A 20,101-nucleotide genomic window follows, 5' to 3' on the forward strand; every position below is an offset into this window, starting at 1 on the left:
GTGCGAAAGCCTGTCAGGGCGTACCCCGTAAGGGCTTCATGCGCACACAGGATGCGGGACACCGAGCGGCAGCAGTCGCTGCCATCGCTGACCGCGATTACCGGCGGGCTGGAGATGAATACACGCGGGCTGGGTGGCGTGTTCTCTCGGACCCGCGAGAAGGGATTGAGCCGTTCGGTGCTGACGAGAAGGGCTGGGTCGGTGACGGGCTGCAGTACCTCGCAACAAGCGCGGTCTGTTACCGCGTCGCTGGAAAAGACACGCGCGCCACCCGTCGTGGCGTCGAGGGCGTCGCCGTGGCCAAGGATTTGACCAACGGGCTCGAGCATCCGGTTCAGCACGCTTGTCTCGATGAATTCGTCGCGGATTTCCGGGCCGTCGCAGGGCTTGACGGTATCGAGGCGGCGTACCGCGAAGCGGAATCAGCCTACAGAGACGCTGGAAGTACTGTTGACAACCCACAGGCGTGGGGGACCACGCCGCTGTTCGAGGCCGCTGCAACGCTCATCCAGCAGGTTGCCCGTGGCCCCGCCAATGGTGAAATCGCTCTTCCTTGGGAAGACCTCCACGGCACAGATCCGGATGACCCCGGCAGGTTCCTCGCACAGCGGGCCATCGTCAAGCGTCAACGGTTCCCAAGTCTCATCGAGCAGGTGATCGACGACGGCTTCCTTGCGACCCCCCGCGGAACGACGGAGTACGACACCGACCACCATCGCTGCCCACACTGTGGTTCGACAGATGTGAACTGGGTCGCAGAGAGCGTTGTGTGCCTTCGGTGCTCCCGTCCAACAGACGAGACAAGCTAATACTCCGTATATATTTTCAAATCAAGGCAGATATCGACATAACATATTTGTATCCAGACAGTCCAACATCAAATAATTCGTGCGATTGGCAACTAGTATTATTTCTCATCTATTTTGATTGTGCTACGCGTATATTGGCCATATATTCAGTTATCTAGTCTGTTAAGAACTGAAAGTAGAGAGAGATATCCATGTGGACCAACTGGGCTGGTCACGTTGTCGTTTCAGTCGACGTGGGTAGTAACTCCGAGTCGGTACGGGCTTCGATTAGAAGTCGCCGATTAACAATGTGATCGACAACAGTAGTACTATCGAGAATTTCTGTCTCACCGTCGTGGGTTTCTGGGTCGCCAGCGTACCGTCGTATCTTGAACGAGTCCATCGCGTTGCGATTCTCCGAGACCGGTTCGATAACTTCGAGGTACTCACCGGTGGTGGTATTGTGATAGGTTTCGCCCGTAGCAAATCCGACGACAGGGACATCCCCAGGCCACGCCCATGAGAACTGCCGAAGATACTGATCGAACTGCCAGACGAGATGTGACGGGTCAAGATCGTCGTCAAGCGCACCCACAGTGGCAGAATCGAGCGTCCGGTCCCAGTAGTCGACGACGCATTCCTTGAGGTCGTCTTGCAGACAGTCCTCGACCAGTTTCTGCTCGATCGGGTAGCCGATTTCGATGGCAACGATAGCGTGTCGGTCAAGATGGGTGAGACAGCGCTGGCATTCGATCTCGAATACGGACAGACCAAGTGGGTTATCAGCGGTCAAGTGCGCCAGTTCGTTCCCGCAACTGGGACACCAGAGAAACAACACCCCGCTGTCTGCACCGGATAGTTCGCCGAGCACAGTCAGGTCATCAAACGCGGTGTCGGGGTTGTTTGTTTGGGACTCGGATATCGACTCCGGAGCAGCCTCTGCGGCGTCGTCTGCGTATTTTGCCAGCTTTCGGTCTTTCAGCAGCGACTTGATAACCGAATCGTGCGAGGAGTGCGACTCCGTGTCACGTATCTTCTCTATCTGTTCTTTCGTCCAGTCACGTACGCGGATAGTTGCCATTTATCACACATTCAAACCGGGCTACAAAAACTGTTTCCTTTGATAATGAGGATTAATCTTCGCGCACAACCACCACGTAGAGATCCGTTAATGACTGGCAGCAGAGATACGCCGCTTGATTTCGGCGTTCGAGACACGTATCTGGTTGGCTGCCAGCCGATGAGTGACGAGATCAAGGAGGTCCAGTTCTGACAGTAGTCTGCGTGCATGTGTCTGACTCAGATCGAGACGCTGGGTCACCTCGTCCAGAGAAGTGGACTGGGTAACAGTCTGTGCGAGCTCGGCCACAGTCACGTCCCGGGAGATACCGAGTCCATCCGCAACGAGGTTGTCGTCGCTGTCCTGCGAGTCAGCCTCGGCAAGCAGGTCAGCGACAGACCTGGCTCCCAGTCCGTCCGATTCTTTGGGCGGATTGTTGTCGCTCACCCTGTCGTCAGAAGGGTCTGAACCGGCAGCGGGGTCTGCATCGGTGCCAGTATCGGAATCTGTCTGCACGTCCGCAAGGCTGAGTCCGCCTGCCTGTGGCGTCGTGTCAGTTGGATCGTGGATATCGTACTCCACCATATACCGACGCACAGTTTCGGAAGTCACGTCGGCATCAAGCGCCTCGGTCATCTCCGGGAACGTATCGCAGGCGTCGTAGGCCGCCTGAAGTGCCTCGGGGTCCTTGTATGCTGGCACGGAGTCCGACTGCGAGAGCGTTTCCACTAGTTCGTCGGACGTGTCTTTCTGATCGTCTGATGGGACCGGTATGTCGGTTCCGACGGGGACGGTAACCGTCACGTCAATCTCAATTCGTTTGTCAGTCACATCAAACTCCTCAGCGTCGACAGAGACGTCATCATGTATCGATACGCCACCGAATACCGGCGTCGTGAGCGTCAGGTCGGCACTGATTTCGTCGTTATCCGCGGTCGTCTGGCCCCTGACTGAGACCGACTTGACCTCAGTGTCAGACGAATCTAGGCATTCGAGTACCTGCGTGAACGTCTCAAAGGCGTCACTAACTACCATATGCCATTCACGCTCACAGTCCCACTATTACATACGGGAAGCGGAAATATTTTCCACAATACACGAAATAGGCAGATTTGGTTCCTCAACCACGCTGCAGTCCAAATACCATGTGTACAGAATGTGCACATTGACCGGAATATCAAAATATTGCCCAAATTTTTACACCCTGAGGGTGTGTCTTTTCTACAGTCACAGAAGCTACTTTCCAAAATTTATCAGCAGATTGTGTTCACACCTTTAGGGCGTATATCAGATAGGTCCCCAATGACAGCGAACTGAAGTCATACCTATCCAAGAACTGCCCTACAACCGTTCCCAGAGTTCGGCACTCGCATCGCCGACAGCAGTCATATCCGAATCATCGACGCCGGTGATACCTGATGTCTGATCATACACAGGCTCTCCGTCGATAATTGTCCGGGTAACGTCCGCACGGCTTGCGGCGCTGACGACGTAGTAGGGCGCACTCCCGTCCAACACCGGGTTTGGCCCCAGATCCAACGTGACGAAATCACCGCGTTTACCGACCTCGATACTGCCGACAGCGTCCTCCATTCCCAGCACCGCCGCACTGCCGATTGTCGCCCATTCAAGAGCAGTGGCCATGTCGAAGCCGCTCGGGTTGCGCTGCTTGAGGTTGTGGATACCGACGGCTGAACGCATGGTCTCGAACATATCCGGATCCCATCCGTCGTCACCGAGCCCGATTGTCATCTCGTGGGCTTGCATGGTTTCGACATCGGCGATACCGACGGCGTTATTGATGTTGGAATACGGGTTGTGGGCGACGGAAACATCGTTTGCTGCGAGTATTTCGATCTCGGACTCGGTAGAATGGACGCAGTGAGCAGCGATGACTTCGGCGTCGAAAAAGCCCATGTCTTCTAACGCTGGTACCGGTCGTTTCCCGTAGTCGGCGATTGATTCATGAACGTCGACCAGCCCCTCTTCAAGATGGATCTGGATTGGGCGGTCGTCGTCAGTAGCCCTGTCAACACACTCCCTAACGATGTCTTCGGTGTTGGTAAACAGCGTGTGGAGGCAGTAGTGGCCGGATACAGTGTCGTACTCGTCTTCCGCTTCGTCGATAAATCGCTGATTCTCCGCGATTCCGTCTCTGGCCTGGGCTTCAGAGTTCCGGGCTGTCGTCTCGAAGGAAATCATCCCACGGATCGGGGTCTGTGCGACACCCTCTGCGACGGCGTCGAGACCGCCCGGCAGCGTATTCGGCCCGGAGTAGTTGTCACAAAAGGTAGTGACGCCGCTCTGGAGCATCTCGACAGAGGAGCCCAGTGCAGACAGGCGAGCGTCGCGCTCGGTAAACGCCTCGTCGACGTTCCACCAGATGTCGACGAGCGCTTCGTAGAAGCTCTCGGGTGACGCAGCGAGCGGCGCACCGCGAATCGGGAGCGCGTACAGATGGGTATGGCAGTTTACCTAGCCCCGGGATGACGACTTCCCCGGTGGCATCGACGACCTCGTCGCCCGAGGCGTACCCGTCCTCGATAGCGACGATTTCACCATCTTCGACGACGACGTGTACCTCTGACCGGACCGTACGCTCATCGTCCATCGTGATGAGCGTCCCTGCGTTCAGTATCACAGGTTGGGGGAAACCGTCAACCGACTAAAAGCTACTCCGCCCCAGAACGGCCTTACCAGCCACTCTATCACAACCACCGTGTGCGACGGATGTGGCGTCTCACACACCAACTGTTTTCGTCATTCGCCCAGGCTGTTACAGCATGACAGACATTCACATCAAAGGGGCACAGTTGGTGACGGCATCGGGCGTCTGCCACGGTGAAATCACGATATCCGGCGGAACGATAGACGCCGCTGGACCGGCGTCGTCAGTCCCAACCCCCAGTAATCCGGATACCGTTATCGACGCGGACGGCATGGTGGCGCTCCCGGGCGCTATCGACGTGCATACCCATATGCACGACGACGAACTGTTTCCGGATGGGATCAACTTCGCGTCCCAGACCGCGAGTGCGGTTGCTGGTGGGGTGACGACAGTCATCGAGTTACCGACACAGACACCCGTGACAACTCCCGACACACTGCGGGAGAAAGCTGAGACGTGCTCGGCGCTGGCCCACGTCGATTTCGGTCTCGTTGCGGGCAACATTCAGGACCCCGATATCGACGTGGCTGGCATCATGGATGCCGGCACGGCGGATTTCAAGACATTCACTGCCGACCCATACTTGGCGAGTGACGCGTCCATCGCAGCACTCATGCGGCACGTCGGCGATGCCGGCGGAACAGTTCGCGTCCACTGCGAGACACAGGGACTGCTTGACGACGCGCAGTCGACTATCGACGGCGACGAGCCCGAGGTGTACATGGACTCACGGCCGCTCGAAGCCGAACTTGACGCGATTTCCCAGGCTGGCTACTTCGCGGAATACGCCGACTGCCCGCTGCACGTCGTCCACATCTCAAGCGGGAGCGGTGCACGTGAGGGTAACCGCTTCAAATCACGAGCGAACGTTCCAGTCACGCTCGAAACCTGTCCGCAGTATCTGGCCTTCTCGAAGGAAGACGTTGCCGACAGGGGACCGTTCCTGAAGGTCAACCCAAGCCTCAAGTCCGACGCCGAGCGGGAGCGGCTCTGGGATGCGGTACAGGACGGGACTATCGACCTCGTGGGCACAGACCACTTCCCGACGTATCGTGAGACACGCGAAGCCGGCTGGGAGGACATCTGGAAGCCCTACGCCGGTCTCCCGGGCGTCGAAACGATGGTCGAGTTCCTCGTCAGCGAGGGCGTCCACGAAGACCGACTTTCGTGGCCGCGGCTCCGCGAACTCGTGTGTACAGCTCCGGCACGGAACGCCGCAATCTATCCACGGAAAGGATCGCTGCAGGTCGGAACGGATGCGGATGTGATGCTCGTCCGGACAGAGGAGTACGAGGTCACCGCCGACGACCACACGTTCGTCGGTGGCTGGACGCCGTACGAGGGACAGCTCTGGAGTGCGCGTGTGGACACAGTCATCGCTGGCGGTGAGATTGTCGCAAAGGACCACAGGGTCCAGTCAACGGCGGGCCGTGGCCAGTTCCTGGACCGCCCGCTGTAGCGTTTTGCTGTCCATTGACCTGATTATCAGTTCACAAATAGATGTGTGGCGTGTGTGACCAGTGTGTGAAGGTATGCCATCAATGGCAGAGATCGGTCCCCCCACAATCAAGCTGAAGCCGCAGTACGGTTTTATACCCAGTTGTACTGAGGAAGTAGTATGGGCATGACGCAAGTCACAACCCTCGAGTGTACACTCTGTGGGGCGGAGTACGATCCGAATCAGATCATCTACACCTGTCCTGAACACGAGGGCGTGAAGGGCATCCTCGAAGTAACATACGACTACGATGCTATCGATGACGCGTTCGATGGCGACCTCGGCGGGCCGATCGCAAGTCAATGGAAGTACGAGGCGTTTCTACCAGTCGCAGCGGACGCCGATGTCGTGACGCTCAACGAGGGCGGAACGGACCTCTTCGACGCCCCAAACCTCAGCGACGCGCTGGGCGTCGAAACACTGGTCAAAGACGACGGACGGAACCCGACTGGGTGTTTCAAGGACCGTGCCAGCGCTATCGCTGTCACGAAAGCCAGACACGCCGGTCGCGACATCATCACCTGCGCCTCGACCGGGAACGCTGCCGCGTCGCTATCGGGCTATGCCGCCCGCGGGGGAATGGACTGTCGTATTTTCGTTCCTGGCGACGCCCCGACAGGCAAGCTTGCACAGCCGCTCGTCTACGGCGCGGACGTCCTCGCTGTCAACGGCAGCTACGACGAAGCCTACGACCTCAGCGTCGAAGTCACCGAGAAGTACGGCTGGTACAACCGCAACGCGGCCATCAATCCGTTCCAAGTCGAGGGTAAGCGAACCGTCGGTCACGAACTCGCCGACCAGTCTATCGCTCGCGGACACGTCCCCGACTGGGTCGTCTTCTCGATGGGTGACGGCTGTACGATTGCCGGGGCATGGAAGGGGTTCAAAGAGTTCTACGACCTCGGCTACGTCGACGACCACCCGAAGATGCTCGGCGTCCAGGCCGAGGGGGCGTCGGCCATCCACGACGCTTTCCACGACCACGAGGACATCGACGATATTGCCGAAACGCTGGCCGATTCAATCGCTGTTGGACGGCCACGGAACACGATCAAAGCATGCCGTGCGCTGGAACAGAGCGGGGGGACGAGCGTACTGGTCTCCGACGACGAGATTCTGGACGCCGAGAAACTGCTTGGCAGCACCGAGGGAATCTACTCCGAGCCGGCAGGCGCAACGCCCGTTGCCGGCGTCCAGACGGCGCTCGACCGGGGGATAATCGAGCAAGACGAAACCGTCGTCGTGGTGTCCACCGGCTTTGGCCTGAAGGACACGAAAAGCGCCGAAAGGGCGACTGGGGGGGTGGATCGAATCGATCCCGAAATCACGGAGGTCGAGGGTCTGTACGGCACGGCCGAGGAAGCCGCGGCCAACGACTGACGCTACCGGACAGTTGCCCCGCCATGGGTCAGCGCGCTGTCGTTTTATGAGCGGTTTCGACACACTGTCGAGTCGGGGGAGCTGCAGTTCCAAAGTATATCAGGTCGCACATCCAACGAGTATCAAATTTTAATGAGACATACGGATAATGATCTCGGACAGAATTAAACACATATATTGGTATAAGGATTCTAGTAGGTGGATTAAAAAGATAGGGGCTGGATGGCATCCCATGAGCGGTCCAGAGGCAGACCAGCAGTCAGTCGTACTGTACGATATCGAAGACAAACCGCCGCTTGGGAAGGCCATCCCACTCGGCATCCAGCACGTGCTCGCGATGTTTCTGGGCAACGTCGCGCCCCCACTCATCCTTGCGGGGGCCGTCGGCTCCGTCACAGGGGAGACAACGTTTCTCGTCCAAATGGCGCTCATCGTCGCCGGCATTGCGACCATCGTTCAGGCGTACCCGGTCGGCCCTGTCGGCGCGCGACTTCCGGTGGTCATGGGAACCAGTTTCGCGTTTCTCGGCCCACTCATCGGCATCGGTAACCAGTTCGGTATCGCCGCCGTCTTCGGCGCGTCATTGCTTGCTGCGCCGGTTGAGGTCATCATGGGTGTTTCGTTCGACCGGTTCCGGCGGTTCTTCCCCCCGCTTGTCACCGGCATCGTCGTGATGCTCATCGGATTGACGCTCATCCCCACGGGCATGAACTACGCCGCGGGCGCGTCGGCCGGCCCTTCGGCGGAAGGATACGGCTCCTTCGTGAACCTCGGCCTCGCCGGGCTCGTTCTAGTCGTCACTGTCGGGCTGAACCAGTTCTTCGAGGGCTTTCTCCGCGTCATCAGCGTGTTCGTGGGCATCATCGTCGGCTACCTCGCCGCGCTCGCACTGGGCGTGGTTGACCTCTCGGCGGTCGCCGCTGCCGGCTGGGTGACGGTTCCCGTTCCGCTCAAATACGGCCTCGCGTTCGAGCCGAGCGCCATCGTCACCGTAGCCTTCCTCTACATCATCACCGGCATGGAAACTATCGGGGACATCTCTGGGACGGTATCCGCAACCGGTCGGAACGCCACGCGGGAGGAAATCCGTGGTGGCCTCGTCGCCGATGGCGTGATGAGCGTTTTCGGTGCAGTGTTCAACGCGCTCCCGAACACGTCGTTCTCGCAGAACGTCGGGCTCGTGAACTTCACCGGCGTCGCCAGCCGGTACGTCGCCGGCATCGGGGGCGTCGTGCTGCTTGTACTCGGGTTTGTCCCGAAAGTCGGGGCAGTCGTCTCGGCGATGCCTGATGCCGTGCTGGGCGGCGGCGCGCTCATCCTGTTCGCGATGATATTCTCCTCGGGCGCACGCCTCATCACGCAAAACGTCGAGTTAGACCACCGCAATTCGACCATCCTCGCGATGTCGATGGCGCTCGGCCTCGGCGTCGCGTTCCGCCCCGAAATCCTCCAGAACTTCCCGTCTGAGGTACAGACGCTGTTCGGGTCCGCACTTGTCACCGGGGGGATGGCCGCCCTCGTTCTCAATATTGTGTTCCCCGGCGGGAGTGTCGGGACGGGGCCGACCGAGTACACCGCAGGACTGGAACCCGATCCTGTCGAGACGGGAGCGGGCGCGCCGCCGGTCGACGACGACTGATACTGTCGGCAGTACGTCTGGCAAGAATTTCGCCACCGCGAGGGAGCGGGTATCCAGTCTCTGTCACAACCAACAACAGGAAAACTGGTTCTGTACCGCGTGGCTATTGTCGTCCTGATTACAGATAGCCGTCCGCGAACTCGTCGATCATCAGCCGCCGATCGTCACCCAGCGGATAGAGGATCGGACACTGACAGCCCGTCTCGGCGTATTCCCTGACTTTCTCTCGGCACTGTTCCGGCGTGCCGCTAGCAGTGAGTTTGTGAACCACGTCGTCCGGAATGAGGTGCATCCCCTCCTTGATGTCGTCCTTGTCGGCCGGCCACCCGCCGATGGTATCGCCCACCTCGTCAATGAGGTCCTGACTGACGCCGCTGGCCTTCATGATGTGGGGCTGTTGCCCGAGGTACTGTGTGATGAGTTCGCGGGCGTTGTCCAGAGCCTGCTCCTCGTCGTGGTCCATCGAGCAGACGACCAGTTGTGGCCGGTCGATGTCGTCAAGCGAGCGATCACCGCGCTCCGCACCGGTTGCCAGTGCATCAAGGGCCTTCTCGTTGTACTCCGGGCTGACAAGGTAGTTCAACAGTGCGCCGTCGGCGAAGTGGCCGGTGAGTTCCAGCATCTTGAACCCGGTCCCACCGACGTAGACGGGAACGGTTCGCGGCCCGTCGTCGCCGTGGACCACGTCCAGTTCCACGTCCCGCATCTGGACGAACTCACCGTCATAGGTGACGTTCTCCATGTCCAGCAAGTCCTGAGTTACTTCGACGCACTCACGCATCGCCGGCAGTGCGCCGCTGCGGTCGATGCCGACTTTCTCTGCCAGCGGGTCCCACCAAGCCCCGATGCCGCACATGATGCGGTCCGGACCGGCGAGTTCCTCCAGCGTGCTCATCGACTGCGCGATCAGCGCCGCATTGCGCGTCCAGTTGTTGATGACACCCGTCCCGAGTTTGATGTCGTCGGTGACCGCGGCGTACGCACCGAGCGGGGAAACGGCGTCGCGTGCGAGTCGTGATTCGGCCTGCCAGATCTCGTCGATGCCTTGCTCCTCCGCGTACTGCACGAGTTCGACGTTCGCTTCTAGCGAGTGTTTGTCCTGCAAGTAGATACCGACGCGGTCGCCTCTCTCGAAGACCTGATTGGCGCTCATGAGACATACTGGATTCTCCGAATACCGATAAATAGATTTGGCCACACACACGGTCTGTGGGAGGTGTGGCCGCCAGTATTGGCCCGCGTCGCAGACCACTCAGTCCGTCTCGCGACTGTAGGACTGCAACAGCGCCGAGGGAACCGCAAGCTGGTCGCTCTTGGTCCGGATGACAGCGTAGGCCAGCACGATAATCGTCGCCAGATACGGGTACGTCCCCATGATCTGTGGCGTCATGAGGAACTCGACGACAGGATTGATGACACCCGCGAGGGGAGCATCGGGACCCAGTGTCAACGAAATCGACTGGGAGCGAATGCGGAGCGCGTCAAGTAGCCCGAACAGGTACGCTCCCACGAGCATCCGACGGGGTCGCCACTGCGCGAAGATGACCAGCGCGACGGCGATCCAACCCCGGCCCGCGGTCATGCCAGGGACCCAGAGCTGCGAGAAGGCCAGTGAGAGGTGAGCGCCGGCCGCGCCGGCGAACCCGCCACCGATAAGCACCGCGAGATACCGCAGCCTGAACACGGACACGCCCATCGTGTCCGCCATCTCTGGGTCCTCACCAACGGCTATCATCTCTAGCCCGAGGTTCGAGTGGTGCAGGAAGTACCAGACCACGACCAGTAGACCAAGCGCGAGGTAGTCCGTTGCCGTGCTCCGGAAGAGGGCCTCGCCGATGACCGGGATACCGACGAGGTACTGTCCAATAAGCGGGAACGTTATCTGCGGGAAGCCGCTGATCGACTCTTCGACCCAGCCGGAGCCAAAGAACGTCGTCAGCCCGGTCCCAAGCAGCGTCAGCATGACGCCGCTGATGACCTGATTCGACTTCAGCGTGATACAGAGGAACGCGTGGACTAGCGCCAGCACCATTCCGAGGAGGATGCCGACGCCGAATCCAAGCCAGTGGCTCCCCGTGAGGACGGTCGTGATGAATCCCCCGAGTGCGCCGACGAGCATCATGCCCTCGACGCCGAGGTTGAGGACGCCCGCCCGCTCACTGATGAGTTCGCCCATCCCAGCGAGGAGTAGCACGGTCGCCGCTTGAACGGTCGCATCAAGCAGACCGGCGATGAAGGTCACCATCAGTCGTCACCTCGCTGTGGCTGAGCTGGCGTCTCCGCTGGCCCGCGTTTGAGGTCGATACCGACACGGTAGCTCTTGAAGAACTCGGCCGTGATCAGGAAGAGAATGACCAGCGCTTGAATGATCTCGACCAGCGCCGCAGGCACACCGAACGCCACTTCCATACTTGACCCGCCGACGAACAGCACGGCGAAAAACAGGCCAGCGAGCATCACTTTGAACGCGCTGTTGCGACCAAGCAGCGCGATCGGAATGGCGGTAAAGCCGTATCCGGGTTCGAATCCGGCGCGGTATCGCCCCTGTGCGCCGGCGATCTCGCTGATGCCGCCCATGGCCGCGAACGCGCCCCCGACGACAAACACGAAGAGGTACACGTGGAACTTGCTCATCCCGGCCTGCTGGGCGGCTTCGTCGTTCGAGCCGACGAACGTGATTTCGAACCCGAGCCGGGTTCTCGTCATCAGAACATATGTCGCTACGACCATGCAGACGGCGGCGAGCAGACCGGCGTGGACGCCGCCGAACAGTTCCGGAATCGTCGCGGCCTCGGAGAACCGATCCGACTGTGGGAAATTCCCGGCCCCACCCTGCATCGGTCCTCGGAGCAGGTAGCTCTGGATTTCGAGCGCGACGAACGTCAGCAGGAGCGACGTGATGATCTCGTTGACATCCCACTTCGCACGCAGGTACGCCGGGATACCAGCCCAGATACCGCCGGCTACGGCTGCGGCGACGAACATCAGCGGAATCAGTGCGAGCCCCGGAAGCGAGACGTTCAGCCCGATCCACGTCCCTGCGAGCGCGCCGGCGACGAGTTGGCCCTCGGCGCCGATATTGAACAGGCCCGCTTTCAACGGGAGATACACCGCCAGGCCCGTAAGAATCAACGGAACTGCCTTTGTCAGCGTCTCACTGAGACCGAACTCGGTCACGAGCGTGTCGACGAACATTGTCGTGTACGCCGCGACGGGATCCACGTTGAGAACGACCAGCGCGATGGCGCTCACCGCCAGTGCAGCCAGCACGGTGAATACAGGCGTCCCGTAGGCCAGCCAGGCCGGAATATCTTCGCGTGCGTCGACGGTTACTGCGACGTTCATCAGCTCTCACTCTCCTGTGTGACCCCGGATGGGGGTGGCGCTGTTTCCATCTGGCCTTCGTCGCCGCCACCAGTCATCTCCAGACCGATCCGTTCCCGGTCGGCCTCGGCCGGTGTCGTCTCGTAAACGAACTCGCCCTCGTACACGACAAGAATTCTGTCGCTCAGGTCGAATATCTCGTCGAGGTCCTCTGAGAGCAGGATTATGCCGGTTCCCGCCTTGCGCTGTTCGAGCAGCGTCTCCCTGATGAACTCGATTGCCCCGACGTCGACACCGCGAGTCGGTTGGTTCGCGATGAGCAGGTCCGGGTCGCGGTAGATTTCCCGCGCCAGAATGAGTTTCTGGAGGTTCCCTCCAGAGAGGTCGCCGGCCTGTGTGTCGGTTACGTCGCTGACGCCGCGAACGTCGAACTCCTCAACCAGTGTTTCGGCGTAGTCACGGAGTTCTCCGTAGTCCAGAAACGGCCGGTCGCCGAACCGGCTATCCCTGAAGTCTTTCATTGTGGCGTTGTGCATCACCGAGAGGTCCTCGGCACAGCCGTACTGAAGTCGGTCCTCGGGGACGAACGAGACGCCGCTATCGACGAACGTCTTCGGTTTCGCGCCCGTAATATCCTCGCCGTTGACAACCAGCTCGCCGGCCGTCACGTCCCGAATGCCGGCCATGACCTCCGCGAGTTCCTTCTGTCCGTTGCCGCTTACCCCCGCAATACCAACGATTTCACCCTGTCGAACCGTCAGGTCGACACCGGAGAGGGCTTCGATGTCCCGATTATCGGTGGCCTTGACCCCGCGTGCGCGCAAAACTGGGTCGCCTAGGTCGACTGCGTCCCTGTCTATTTCAAACAGGACTTCGCGGCCAACCATCATCTCCGCGAGGTCCGCCCGGGAGACTGACGACACCTCAGCGGTACCGACGTTTTCACCCTCCCGAAGCACCGTTACCCGGTCGACGATGGCGTCGACCTCAGTGAGCTTGTGCGTAATGAAGATTATCGAGAGCCCCTCATCGGTCAGCCGTTCGAGCGAGTCGAAGAGCCGCTCCGCCTCGGTCGGCGTGAGAACTGCTGTGGGTTCATCGAGAATCAGGAGGTCGACATCCCGGTACAGTGCCTTGAGGATCTCGACGCGCTGTTGCTGGCCGACATCAAGCTCCCATATCTTCGCGCTCACGTCGATGTCGAATCCGTACTGATCCGCTAGTTCCTGAATCCGTTGTTCGGGCACATCAAGGCCCAATGAAAACTGTCCAGCAAGCGACTGGACGAGGCTATTGTTCCGGATCGCTGCCGGGAGCCAGCTGTCTTCCACATCGCTGCGGAACGCCGTGGCCGGTTCACGTTCGCCGAGCACGACGTTCTCGGCGACGGTCAGACGTGGAATCAGCATGAAGTGCTGGTGGACCATCCCAATCCCAGCGTCGATGGCGTCCTGTGGCGACCCAAGATCGAGTCGCTTGCCGTCGAGATAGATATCACCGTCGTCCTGCGAGTAGAGGCCGTACAGAATCTTCATCAGCGTACTCTTTCCCGCGCCGTTTTCGCCGAGGAGACCGTGGATTTCCCCGCGCTCGACGGAGAGGTTGACGTGGTCGTTGGCGACGACCCCAGGGAACTCCTTCAGAATCCCCTCCATCCTGAGCGTGGTGTGTTCGGACATGCTCTCTGATCTTGAGCGGGTATCAACAATGTAGTGGCATAATTGTTTCCAAAGGTAGCCATATTCGCCGTCCAGAGCGGGAAATGCCGAACATTTGCCAAGTGTTAGTTGTTGTGTGCCAGTGTTCGTTGTCGACGCTCACGCAGTCTGTCGGGATACCCAGTCATATGAACATATACTACATATTGTCTCCAGTTAGAGTTCGATGGGGCTATTTTTGTGGCACATATTTTGATAATAGGGTAGAGAAAGCTGCGTGAACGGAACGATTTAAGTTATTGTTTCCGAAATGGCTATTCGGTTCGTTAATGGTTGACAACAAACATACCAAATCGAGACGGGAGCTACTGACAGCACTTGGGGCGGCGGGGATAGCCGGGCTGGCTGGTTGTAGCAGTGGTGGTGACGGGGGCGATGGCGAGGTAGCCACCGATACCGCCGGAGACGGGGCTGCTGAGGGGACTGCGACCAGCAGTAACGGCATGGATTCGCTCACCGCCGCGTGGGTGTATAATTCAGAGGTTGGCGACCTCGGCTGGTCCTGGGCCCACAACGAAGGGCGGAAGGCGGTCGCAGAAGAGTTTCGACTGGTTAGAGACCGAGTACACCGAGGCTGTCGCCCCCGCTGATTCAGAGCGGGTGTTCGAACAGTACGCGCAGGGAGACGCCGATATCATCTTCGGCTGTACGTTCGAGTATCAGGACCCGATGGCGTCCGTGGCGGAGCGGTACCCCGATACGTACTTCGAGCACAATACGGGCTACCTGACGATGGAGAACATGGGGCGGTACATGGGCCGAATCTATCAGCCCCGGTATCTCGCCGGGCAAGCGGCCGGGACTGTAACGGAGACCGACACGCTGGGATACGTGGCTGCGTTCCCGATTCCAGAGGTCATCCGTGGCATCAACGCCTACGCGCTCGGGGCCGCGTCGGTTAACGACAGTGCGACACTGAAGGTCAGATGGACGAACTCCTGGTTTGACCCGCCGACCGAGAGCGAGGCGGCGAACGCCCTACTGGACGAGGACGTCGACGTGATGGCCCAGCACCAAGACTCTCCCGCTGCACTCCGTGCAGCTTCCGATGCAGGTGTCTGGGCGACCGGCTACGACGCCCCGATGGGCGACATCGCCGGCGAGAACTATCTCACGTCCCCGATCTGGCACTGGGAGGAGTTCTACGGTCCGACCATCGAGTCTGTCAGGGACGGCAGCTGGGAATCCGACGCGTACTGGGAGGGCATCGAGTCGGGCATCTGTAGTCTGGACGACTGGGGGCCAGGCGTACCACAGGAGGCGAAAGACGCCGTTTCGGAGTCGCAGTCAGCAATACTCGACGGAGAGCTGGAGGTCTGGGCCGGTTCGGCGTTCGAGGGCGAGAGCGACGAATTCCTCTTCCAAGAAATGAGTAGCTACGTCGACACCGTCGAGGGCGAGGTCCCGAGCTGACCCCGCTACCAGTCTCCACCGACAGTACCACACCTGAATATCACTGTGACTGTCCGACGGTTGCAACAACGTTCGTAGGATTATTGCAGTATTAATGGGAGCTTCGACCAATTTTGTTCCAATGTATTCCTTCGCTGCAAGGTCGAGAATGATATCGCTTAAGTAGGAGTTTCCGCTACCTCTACCCAGTTCAGTAATGGTGAATACCAACCGAACGATATCGCGGCGGGAGATGCTGGGTGCGCTTGGGGCGACAGGAGTAACCGCACTAGCCGGCTGTAGTGGCGGGAGCGACGACACAAACACGGCTGACGGCACGACGACCGGCGAGAGTGGCTCCGGGTCCGACTCCGTCACCGCTGCCTGGGTGTACATCTCAGAGGTTGGCGACCTTGGGTGGTCCCACGCCCACGACGAGGGGCGAAAGGCGGTCGACAAGAAGTACGACTGGCTGGAAACCGAGTACACGGAAGCTGTCGCGCCGGAGGACTCGGAACGCGTGTTCGAGCAGTACGCACAGGGTGACGCCGACATCGTCTTCGGGACGACGTTCAACTACCAGGACCCGATGTTCAACATTGCGGAACAGTACCCCGACACGTACTTCGAACACGCGACCGGCTATCGGACCCGGGAGAACATGGGACGGTACATGGGTCGGATCTACCAGCCCCGGTATCTCGCCGGCCAGGCGGCTGGGATGGTGACCGAGAACAACACCATCGGCTACGTCGCCGCGTTCCCGATCCCCGAAGTCATTCGCTCCATCAACGCAATGGCGCTCGGCGCGCGGTCTGTGAACCCGGACGCGACGTTCAAAATCCGGTGGGTCAACGCGTGGTTCGACCCACAGACCTCGAAGCAGGCAGCCAACTCACTCATCGATGATGGCTGTGACGTTATCTCACAGGAGCAGGACTCCCCTGCACCGGTCAAGGCTGCAAACGAGGCAGACGTGTGGGCCTCCGGCTACAACGCGCCGATGGGCGAGTTCGGCGGCGACAACTACCTCATCTCCCCGGTGTGGAACTGGGAAGAGGTGTACGACCCGACCATTTCGGCGGTTCGGGACGGGACCTGGGAATCCGATGCCTTCTGGGGCGGCATGGAGACGAACCTCCCAACGCTCGACGAGTGGGGGCCGGAGGTCCCGCAGGAGGTCAAGGACACCGTCGCCGAGACGGAAGAGAAAATCGTCAACGGCGAACTCGACGTCTGGGCCGGTTCGATGTTCGAGGACAAGAGCGACGAGTTCCTGTTCCAAGAGATGAACAGTTTCGTCGATGCCGTCGACGCCGAAGTATCGGAGTAGAGCGGCCCAGGTTCGCCGTTCGTTTCCGCCCCGATACTGTCCCGCCGGTAGCGAGCAGTCGGAGGGTCCCCGGATAGTTGGTCAGAGCGGGCAGATCAGCCAATCAGCCGGTGGCAGCGCGGTCCAGTTCGGGACGGGTCGCACCGCCCCACTCCTCGTACGAGCGAAGCACGTCGCCGTTTCGCTCGCCGGTCAGTTCGCCGTCCCGAACAGCTATCTCGCCGCCGACGAGGACGTACTCCATCCCGTCGGAGAACTGGAACGGGTTCTCGTAGGTCGCGTTCGCCGCCACCGAGTCAAGGTCGAAGGCCACGAGGTCCGCGATGTATCCCTCGTGGACGTAGCCGCGGTCCCTGAGGCCGAGGATATCGGCCGGATTGCCTGCGGCTTTGTACGCCAGCAGTTCCGGCGAGAGTACGTTCCGCTCTCGGACGTACCGTTCGAGGATGCGGCTGAACGCGCCGATGGCCCGTGGATGGGGCTTCCCGCCGAATATGCCGTCCGTACAAAACGTGCCGCGGTCGTCCGCGAGAAACCGCTCGATGTCTTCTTCGGCCATCACGAAGTCGGCCATCGTCACGTCCAGTTCCTCCTCGACGAGCAGTTCACACATCGCGTCGACCGGCTCGCGGCCCATCTTGGCAGCGATGTCCGCGATGGTGTCGCCCTGATAGCGACCACTCCCAGTCCGCGTGATGAGGATATTGTCCCACGACCCGGCGGCGTAGGCGAGATTCTCCCAGTTACCCGGCTGAGAGATGTCAGTGGCGATGCGGTCGCGAACAGCCGCGGAGTTGAGGCGGTGACGGATGTCCTCTGAGTCGCCCTGCCGTGCCCACGGCGGCAACAGCGCGGTGAGCATCGTCGACCCGGCGGTGTATGGATACTGGTCGAAGGTGACCCGCTGGCCACGGTCGACGGCGTCGTCGAACAGGTCGAGCACGGCCTCAGACTTCCCCCAGTTCTGCTGGCCGCCAACCTTGAGATGTGAGACGTGGGCGTGACAGCCGCCACGCTGACAGATGTCGAGGTACCGGTCGATAGATTCGACCACGCGATCCGTCTCGTTCCAGACGTGGGAGATCATGAACGAGTCACGCTTGGCGAGGGTGTCCGCAAGCGCCACCAGTTCGTCGTCGCGAGCGTACGAACTCGGCGGATATATCATTCCCTTCGACATACCGAACGCGCCTTCTTCCAGCGCTACTTCGAGTTCCTGTCGGATCGCATCGAGTTCACCGGGCGCTGTGTCGTGGTCGGACGTTGGTCTGTCCAGCCGTTGACCGGTGACTGGCCCGGCGGCGACGACGTGTTCACCGCTGAGTGGGCGGTCCTCGAACCCGGCCAGCATCGACCTGATGTTGCCGTGTGGAGCGTAGTACGCACAGTTGACAGCGGGCTCGACGGATTCAAGAGCTTCGAGATAGCCGGAAACGGTATGCCAGGGCCACGTTTCGCCGAGCGTGCCGTCAAGTGATTTGACCCGTTCCGCCCACTCGTCGGTGAGGTTCGGCGGCACCGGGGCGACGCTGACCCCGTCTTGGCCGAGGACTTCCGTCGTGATTCCCTGCGTCAGTTTCTCCCTGGCACCGGGGTTCTCGAACAGTCGAAGCTCCGAATGCGCGTGCATATCGATGAACCCCGGCGCGAGATACGACCCGTCGAGGTCGACAACGCGGTCGGCGTTGAGCGGGGCCTCGCTGATAGCCTCGATTCGACCGTCGGCGACACGCACGCTCGCAGTGAACGGCGGACGACCGCTCCCGTCCAGCACCCGCGTGTCTCTGAACGCGATAGACGCGGCACTCAGCTCGGTCATGTCTGCTGACTCGCAGAACGGTCGTTTGGCTCTTTCGGTGGTCTCAACCGTGTGTGACAGGGGACGAGCGCGTGCCACACGGTGTCTGTCGATCTGTGTGGTGCCACCCCGACACAATCTTCAAGACGACACCGCGGAACAGCTACCCAATGCCATCCGTCAGTCTCGATAGCGAGCGGTTCAGACGGCGCTTCGATACGTTCAACAAGATCTGGCGCGACAGAACGGGGCGGCGTGAATAGGCCGAGCCTGTCCGACGAGAATAAGGCGGCCCGCGACACGCTGGTCGAGTGGTTCCGCGAGGCCGGCCTGGAGGTCCGTATCGATACGATGGGCAACATCTTCGGTCGACGAGACGGAACTGACAGCGACGCCGCGCCGGTTCTGTTCGGGTCACACATCGACAGCCAGTACAACGGCGGGCGGTACGACGGCGTTATCGGCGTCCTCGGTGGACTGGAAGTCATCGAGGCGTTCAACGACGCCGGCGTGACGACCGAGCACCCGCTAGAGGTCGTCGCGTGGAGCAACGAGGAGGGCGTCCGTTTTCAGCCGGATATGCTCGGCAGCGGTGTCTACCGTGATATCTTCGACCTCGACTACGCGTACGAGCGCGAGGACAAGGAGGACAGGCGATTCGGCGCCGAACTCGAACGCATCGGCTACAAAGGCGAAACGTCCTGTGAAGCGGACGATATCCACTGCTACTTCGAGATGCACGTCGAGCAGGGGCCGTTTCTCGAACAGCAGGACATCCCAGTCGCCGCTGTCGAAGGCGTGTTCGGCTTTTCCTGGCTGAACGTCACCTTCGAGGGCCAGGCCAACCACGCCGGGCCGACGCCGATGGATATGCGCCACGACGCGTTCGTGGCGACGGCAGACGTGACCCGTGCGGTCCGTCGGATCACAGCGACCGAAGGAGCGGACCTCGTCGGCACGGTCGGCAGCGTCGACGTGTGGCCAAACGCCATCAACGTCATCCCCGAGACGGTGGAGTTCACGCTCGATTTCCGCTCGTACGACGACGCCGTGGTCGACGCGGCCGTCGAACAGATCAGGGAGGAGGTTGCCCACGCGGCCGAGCGCGAAGGCCTTGAATACGAGATAGAGGAGATAATGCGGGTCGACGCGGACCCGTTCGATCAGGGCTGCATTGACACGGTCGTCGAGGCCGCCGAGACGGTCGGCTGCGAGTACACGCGGCTGGTCAGCGGCGCAGGCCACGATGCGAACTACCTCAACAAGATAGCCCCGACGAGCATGATTTTCGTCCCGAGCGTCGACGGGATCAGCCATCGCGAGAGCGAATTCACCGAATGGGATGACATCGTCACCGGGACGGAGGTACTGCTGAACGCGGTGCAGGCGAAGACCGCCGAGTGAACTGTTCAGTTTTCAGCGAGTGAATACCACACATATGGCACACGTCACACAGTAACAACCTCGTCTGTCGCACCTGTGTCATCCAGTTGTCTTGTGGTG

Annotated in this window: 13 protein-coding genes and 3 pseudogenes; 8 read left to right on the top strand and 8 right to left on the bottom strand. The window is 60.3% G+C overall.

Annotated elements, in window-relative coordinates; translation table 11 throughout:
- Positions 1 to 38: 38 nt before the first annotated feature.
- Positions 39 to 809 carry a hypothetical protein gene (locus ACODNH_RS22660; protein WP_306710919.1) on the top strand — a complete coding sequence of 257 codons (771 nt, stop codon included), beginning with the start codon at positions 39 to 41 and terminating at the stop codon, positions 807 to 809.
- Positions 810 to 1,020: 211 nt separating this feature from the next.
- Here ACODNH_RS22660 and ACODNH_RS22665 read toward each other — a convergent pair whose 3' ends face one another.
- From ACODNH_RS22665 to ACODNH_RS22675, 3 genes and pseudogenes are all read right to left on the bottom strand, one after another.
- Positions 1,021 to 1,869 carry a hypothetical protein gene (locus tag ACODNH_RS22665; protein ID WP_434531758.1) on the bottom strand — a complete coding sequence of 283 codons (849 nt, stop codon included), beginning with the start codon at positions 1,867 to 1,869 and terminating at the stop codon, positions 1,021 to 1,023.
- A gap of 87 nt (positions 1,870 to 1,956) precedes the next feature.
- The gene (locus ACODNH_RS22670) at positions 1,957 to 2,883 is read right to left on the bottom strand and encodes a hypothetical protein (protein ID WP_306710916.1); all 927 of its coding nucleotides are present in this window, start codon (positions 2,881 to 2,883) and stop codon (positions 1,957 to 1,959) included.
- A gap of 306 nt (positions 2,884 to 3,189) precedes the next feature.
- Positions 3,190 to 4,489 (bottom strand): annotated as a pseudogene (locus ACODNH_RS22675) (amidohydrolase family protein).
- Between the two features lie 142 nt (positions 4,490 to 4,631).
- Between ACODNH_RS22675 and ACODNH_RS22680 the strand changes: the two are divergent.
- The 3 genes from ACODNH_RS22680 to ACODNH_RS22690 all read left to right on the top strand — a co-directional run bounded on the left by ACODNH_RS22680 (position 4,632) and on the right by ACODNH_RS22690 (position 9,033).
- Positions 4,632 to 5,975 (top strand): dihydroorotase, encoded by a 1,344-nt coding sequence (locus tag ACODNH_RS22680; protein ID WP_434531759.1) that lies wholly within the window; start codon positions 4,632 to 4,634, stop codon positions 5,973 to 5,975.
- 159 nt (positions 5,976 to 6,134) lie between these two features.
- Positions 6,135 to 7,394 (top strand): threonine synthase, encoded by a 1,260-nt coding sequence (thrC, locus tag ACODNH_RS22685; RefSeq protein ID WP_434531760.1) that lies wholly within the window; start codon positions 6,135 to 6,137, stop codon positions 7,392 to 7,394.
- Between the two features lie 232 nt (positions 7,395 to 7,626).
- Positions 7,627 to 9,033, top strand: a complete 1,407-nt coding sequence (locus ACODNH_RS22690) for a uracil-xanthine permease family protein (RefSeq protein WP_434531761.1) — start codon at positions 7,627 to 7,629, stop codon at positions 9,031 to 9,033.
- A gap of 118 nt (positions 9,034 to 9,151) precedes the next feature.
- On the opposite strand, the gene ACODNH_RS22695 is transcribed toward ACODNH_RS22690, so the two are convergent.
- The 4 genes from ACODNH_RS22695 to ACODNH_RS22710 form a co-directional block, all read right to left on the bottom strand.
- A complete protein-coding gene (locus ACODNH_RS22695) occupies positions 9,152 to 10,186 on the bottom strand; it encodes an LLM class flavin-dependent oxidoreductase (protein ID WP_434531762.1) in 1,035 nt (344 codons plus the stop codon).
- Between the two features lie 99 nt (positions 10,187 to 10,285).
- On the bottom strand, positions 10,286 to 11,278 hold the full coding sequence (locus ACODNH_RS22700) for an ABC transporter permease (RefSeq protein WP_434531763.1): 993 nt from the start codon (positions 11,276 to 11,278) through the stop codon (positions 10,286 to 10,288).
- Entirely contained in the window at positions 11,278 to 12,378 is a 1,101-nt protein-coding gene (locus tag ACODNH_RS22705; RefSeq protein WP_434531764.1) for an ABC transporter permease, read from the bottom strand. Before ACODNH_RS22705 ends, ACODNH_RS22700 begins: the two co-directional genes overlap by 1 nt.
- Entirely contained in the window at positions 12,378 to 14,036 is a 1,659-nt protein-coding gene (locus tag ACODNH_RS22710) for an ABC transporter ATP-binding protein (protein ID WP_434531765.1), read from the bottom strand. Before ACODNH_RS22710 ends, ACODNH_RS22705 begins: the two co-directional genes overlap by 1 nt.
- Positions 14,037 to 14,344: 308 nt before the next feature.
- Here ACODNH_RS22710 and ACODNH_RS22715 point away from each other — a divergent pair, with 308 nt between their 5' ends.
- From ACODNH_RS22715 to ACODNH_RS22725, 3 genes and pseudogenes are all read left to right on the top strand, one after another.
- On the top strand, positions 14,345 to 14,665 hold the full coding sequence (locus ACODNH_RS22715) for a hypothetical protein (RefSeq protein ID WP_434531910.1): 321 nt from the start codon (positions 14,345 to 14,347) through the stop codon (positions 14,663 to 14,665).
- A pseudogene (locus ACODNH_RS22720) lies at positions 14,559 to 15,311 on the top strand (BMP family ABC transporter substrate-binding protein); the annotation flags it as partial. The gene ACODNH_RS22715 and the pseudogene ACODNH_RS22720, both read left to right, overlap by 107 nt.
- Before the next feature lie 373 nt (positions 15,312 to 15,684).
- On the top strand, positions 15,685 to 16,800 hold the full coding sequence (locus tag ACODNH_RS22725; RefSeq protein ID WP_434531766.1) for a BMP family ABC transporter substrate-binding protein: 1,116 nt from the start codon (positions 15,685 to 15,687) through the stop codon (positions 16,798 to 16,800).
- A gap of 103 nt (positions 16,801 to 16,903) precedes the next feature.
- Here ACODNH_RS22725 and ACODNH_RS22730 read toward each other — a convergent pair whose 3' ends face one another.
- Complete coding sequence (locus tag ACODNH_RS22730) at positions 16,904 to 18,619, bottom strand: N-acyl-D-amino-acid deacylase family protein (RefSeq protein WP_434531767.1); 1,716 nt, start codon at positions 18,617 to 18,619, stop codon at positions 16,904 to 16,906.
- A gap of 149 nt (positions 18,620 to 18,768) precedes the next feature.
- Between ACODNH_RS22730 and ACODNH_RS22735 the strand changes: the two are divergent.
- A pseudogene (locus ACODNH_RS22735) lies at positions 18,769 to 20,002 on the top strand (Zn-dependent hydrolase).
- The last annotated feature ends 99 nt before the right edge of the window (positions 20,003 to 20,101 follow it).

The sequence above is a fragment of the Haloarcula sp. NS06 genome, assembly GCF_051122755.1.
Taxonomy (GTDB): domain Archaea; phylum Halobacteriota; class Halobacteria; order Halobacteriales; family Haloarculaceae; genus Haloarcula.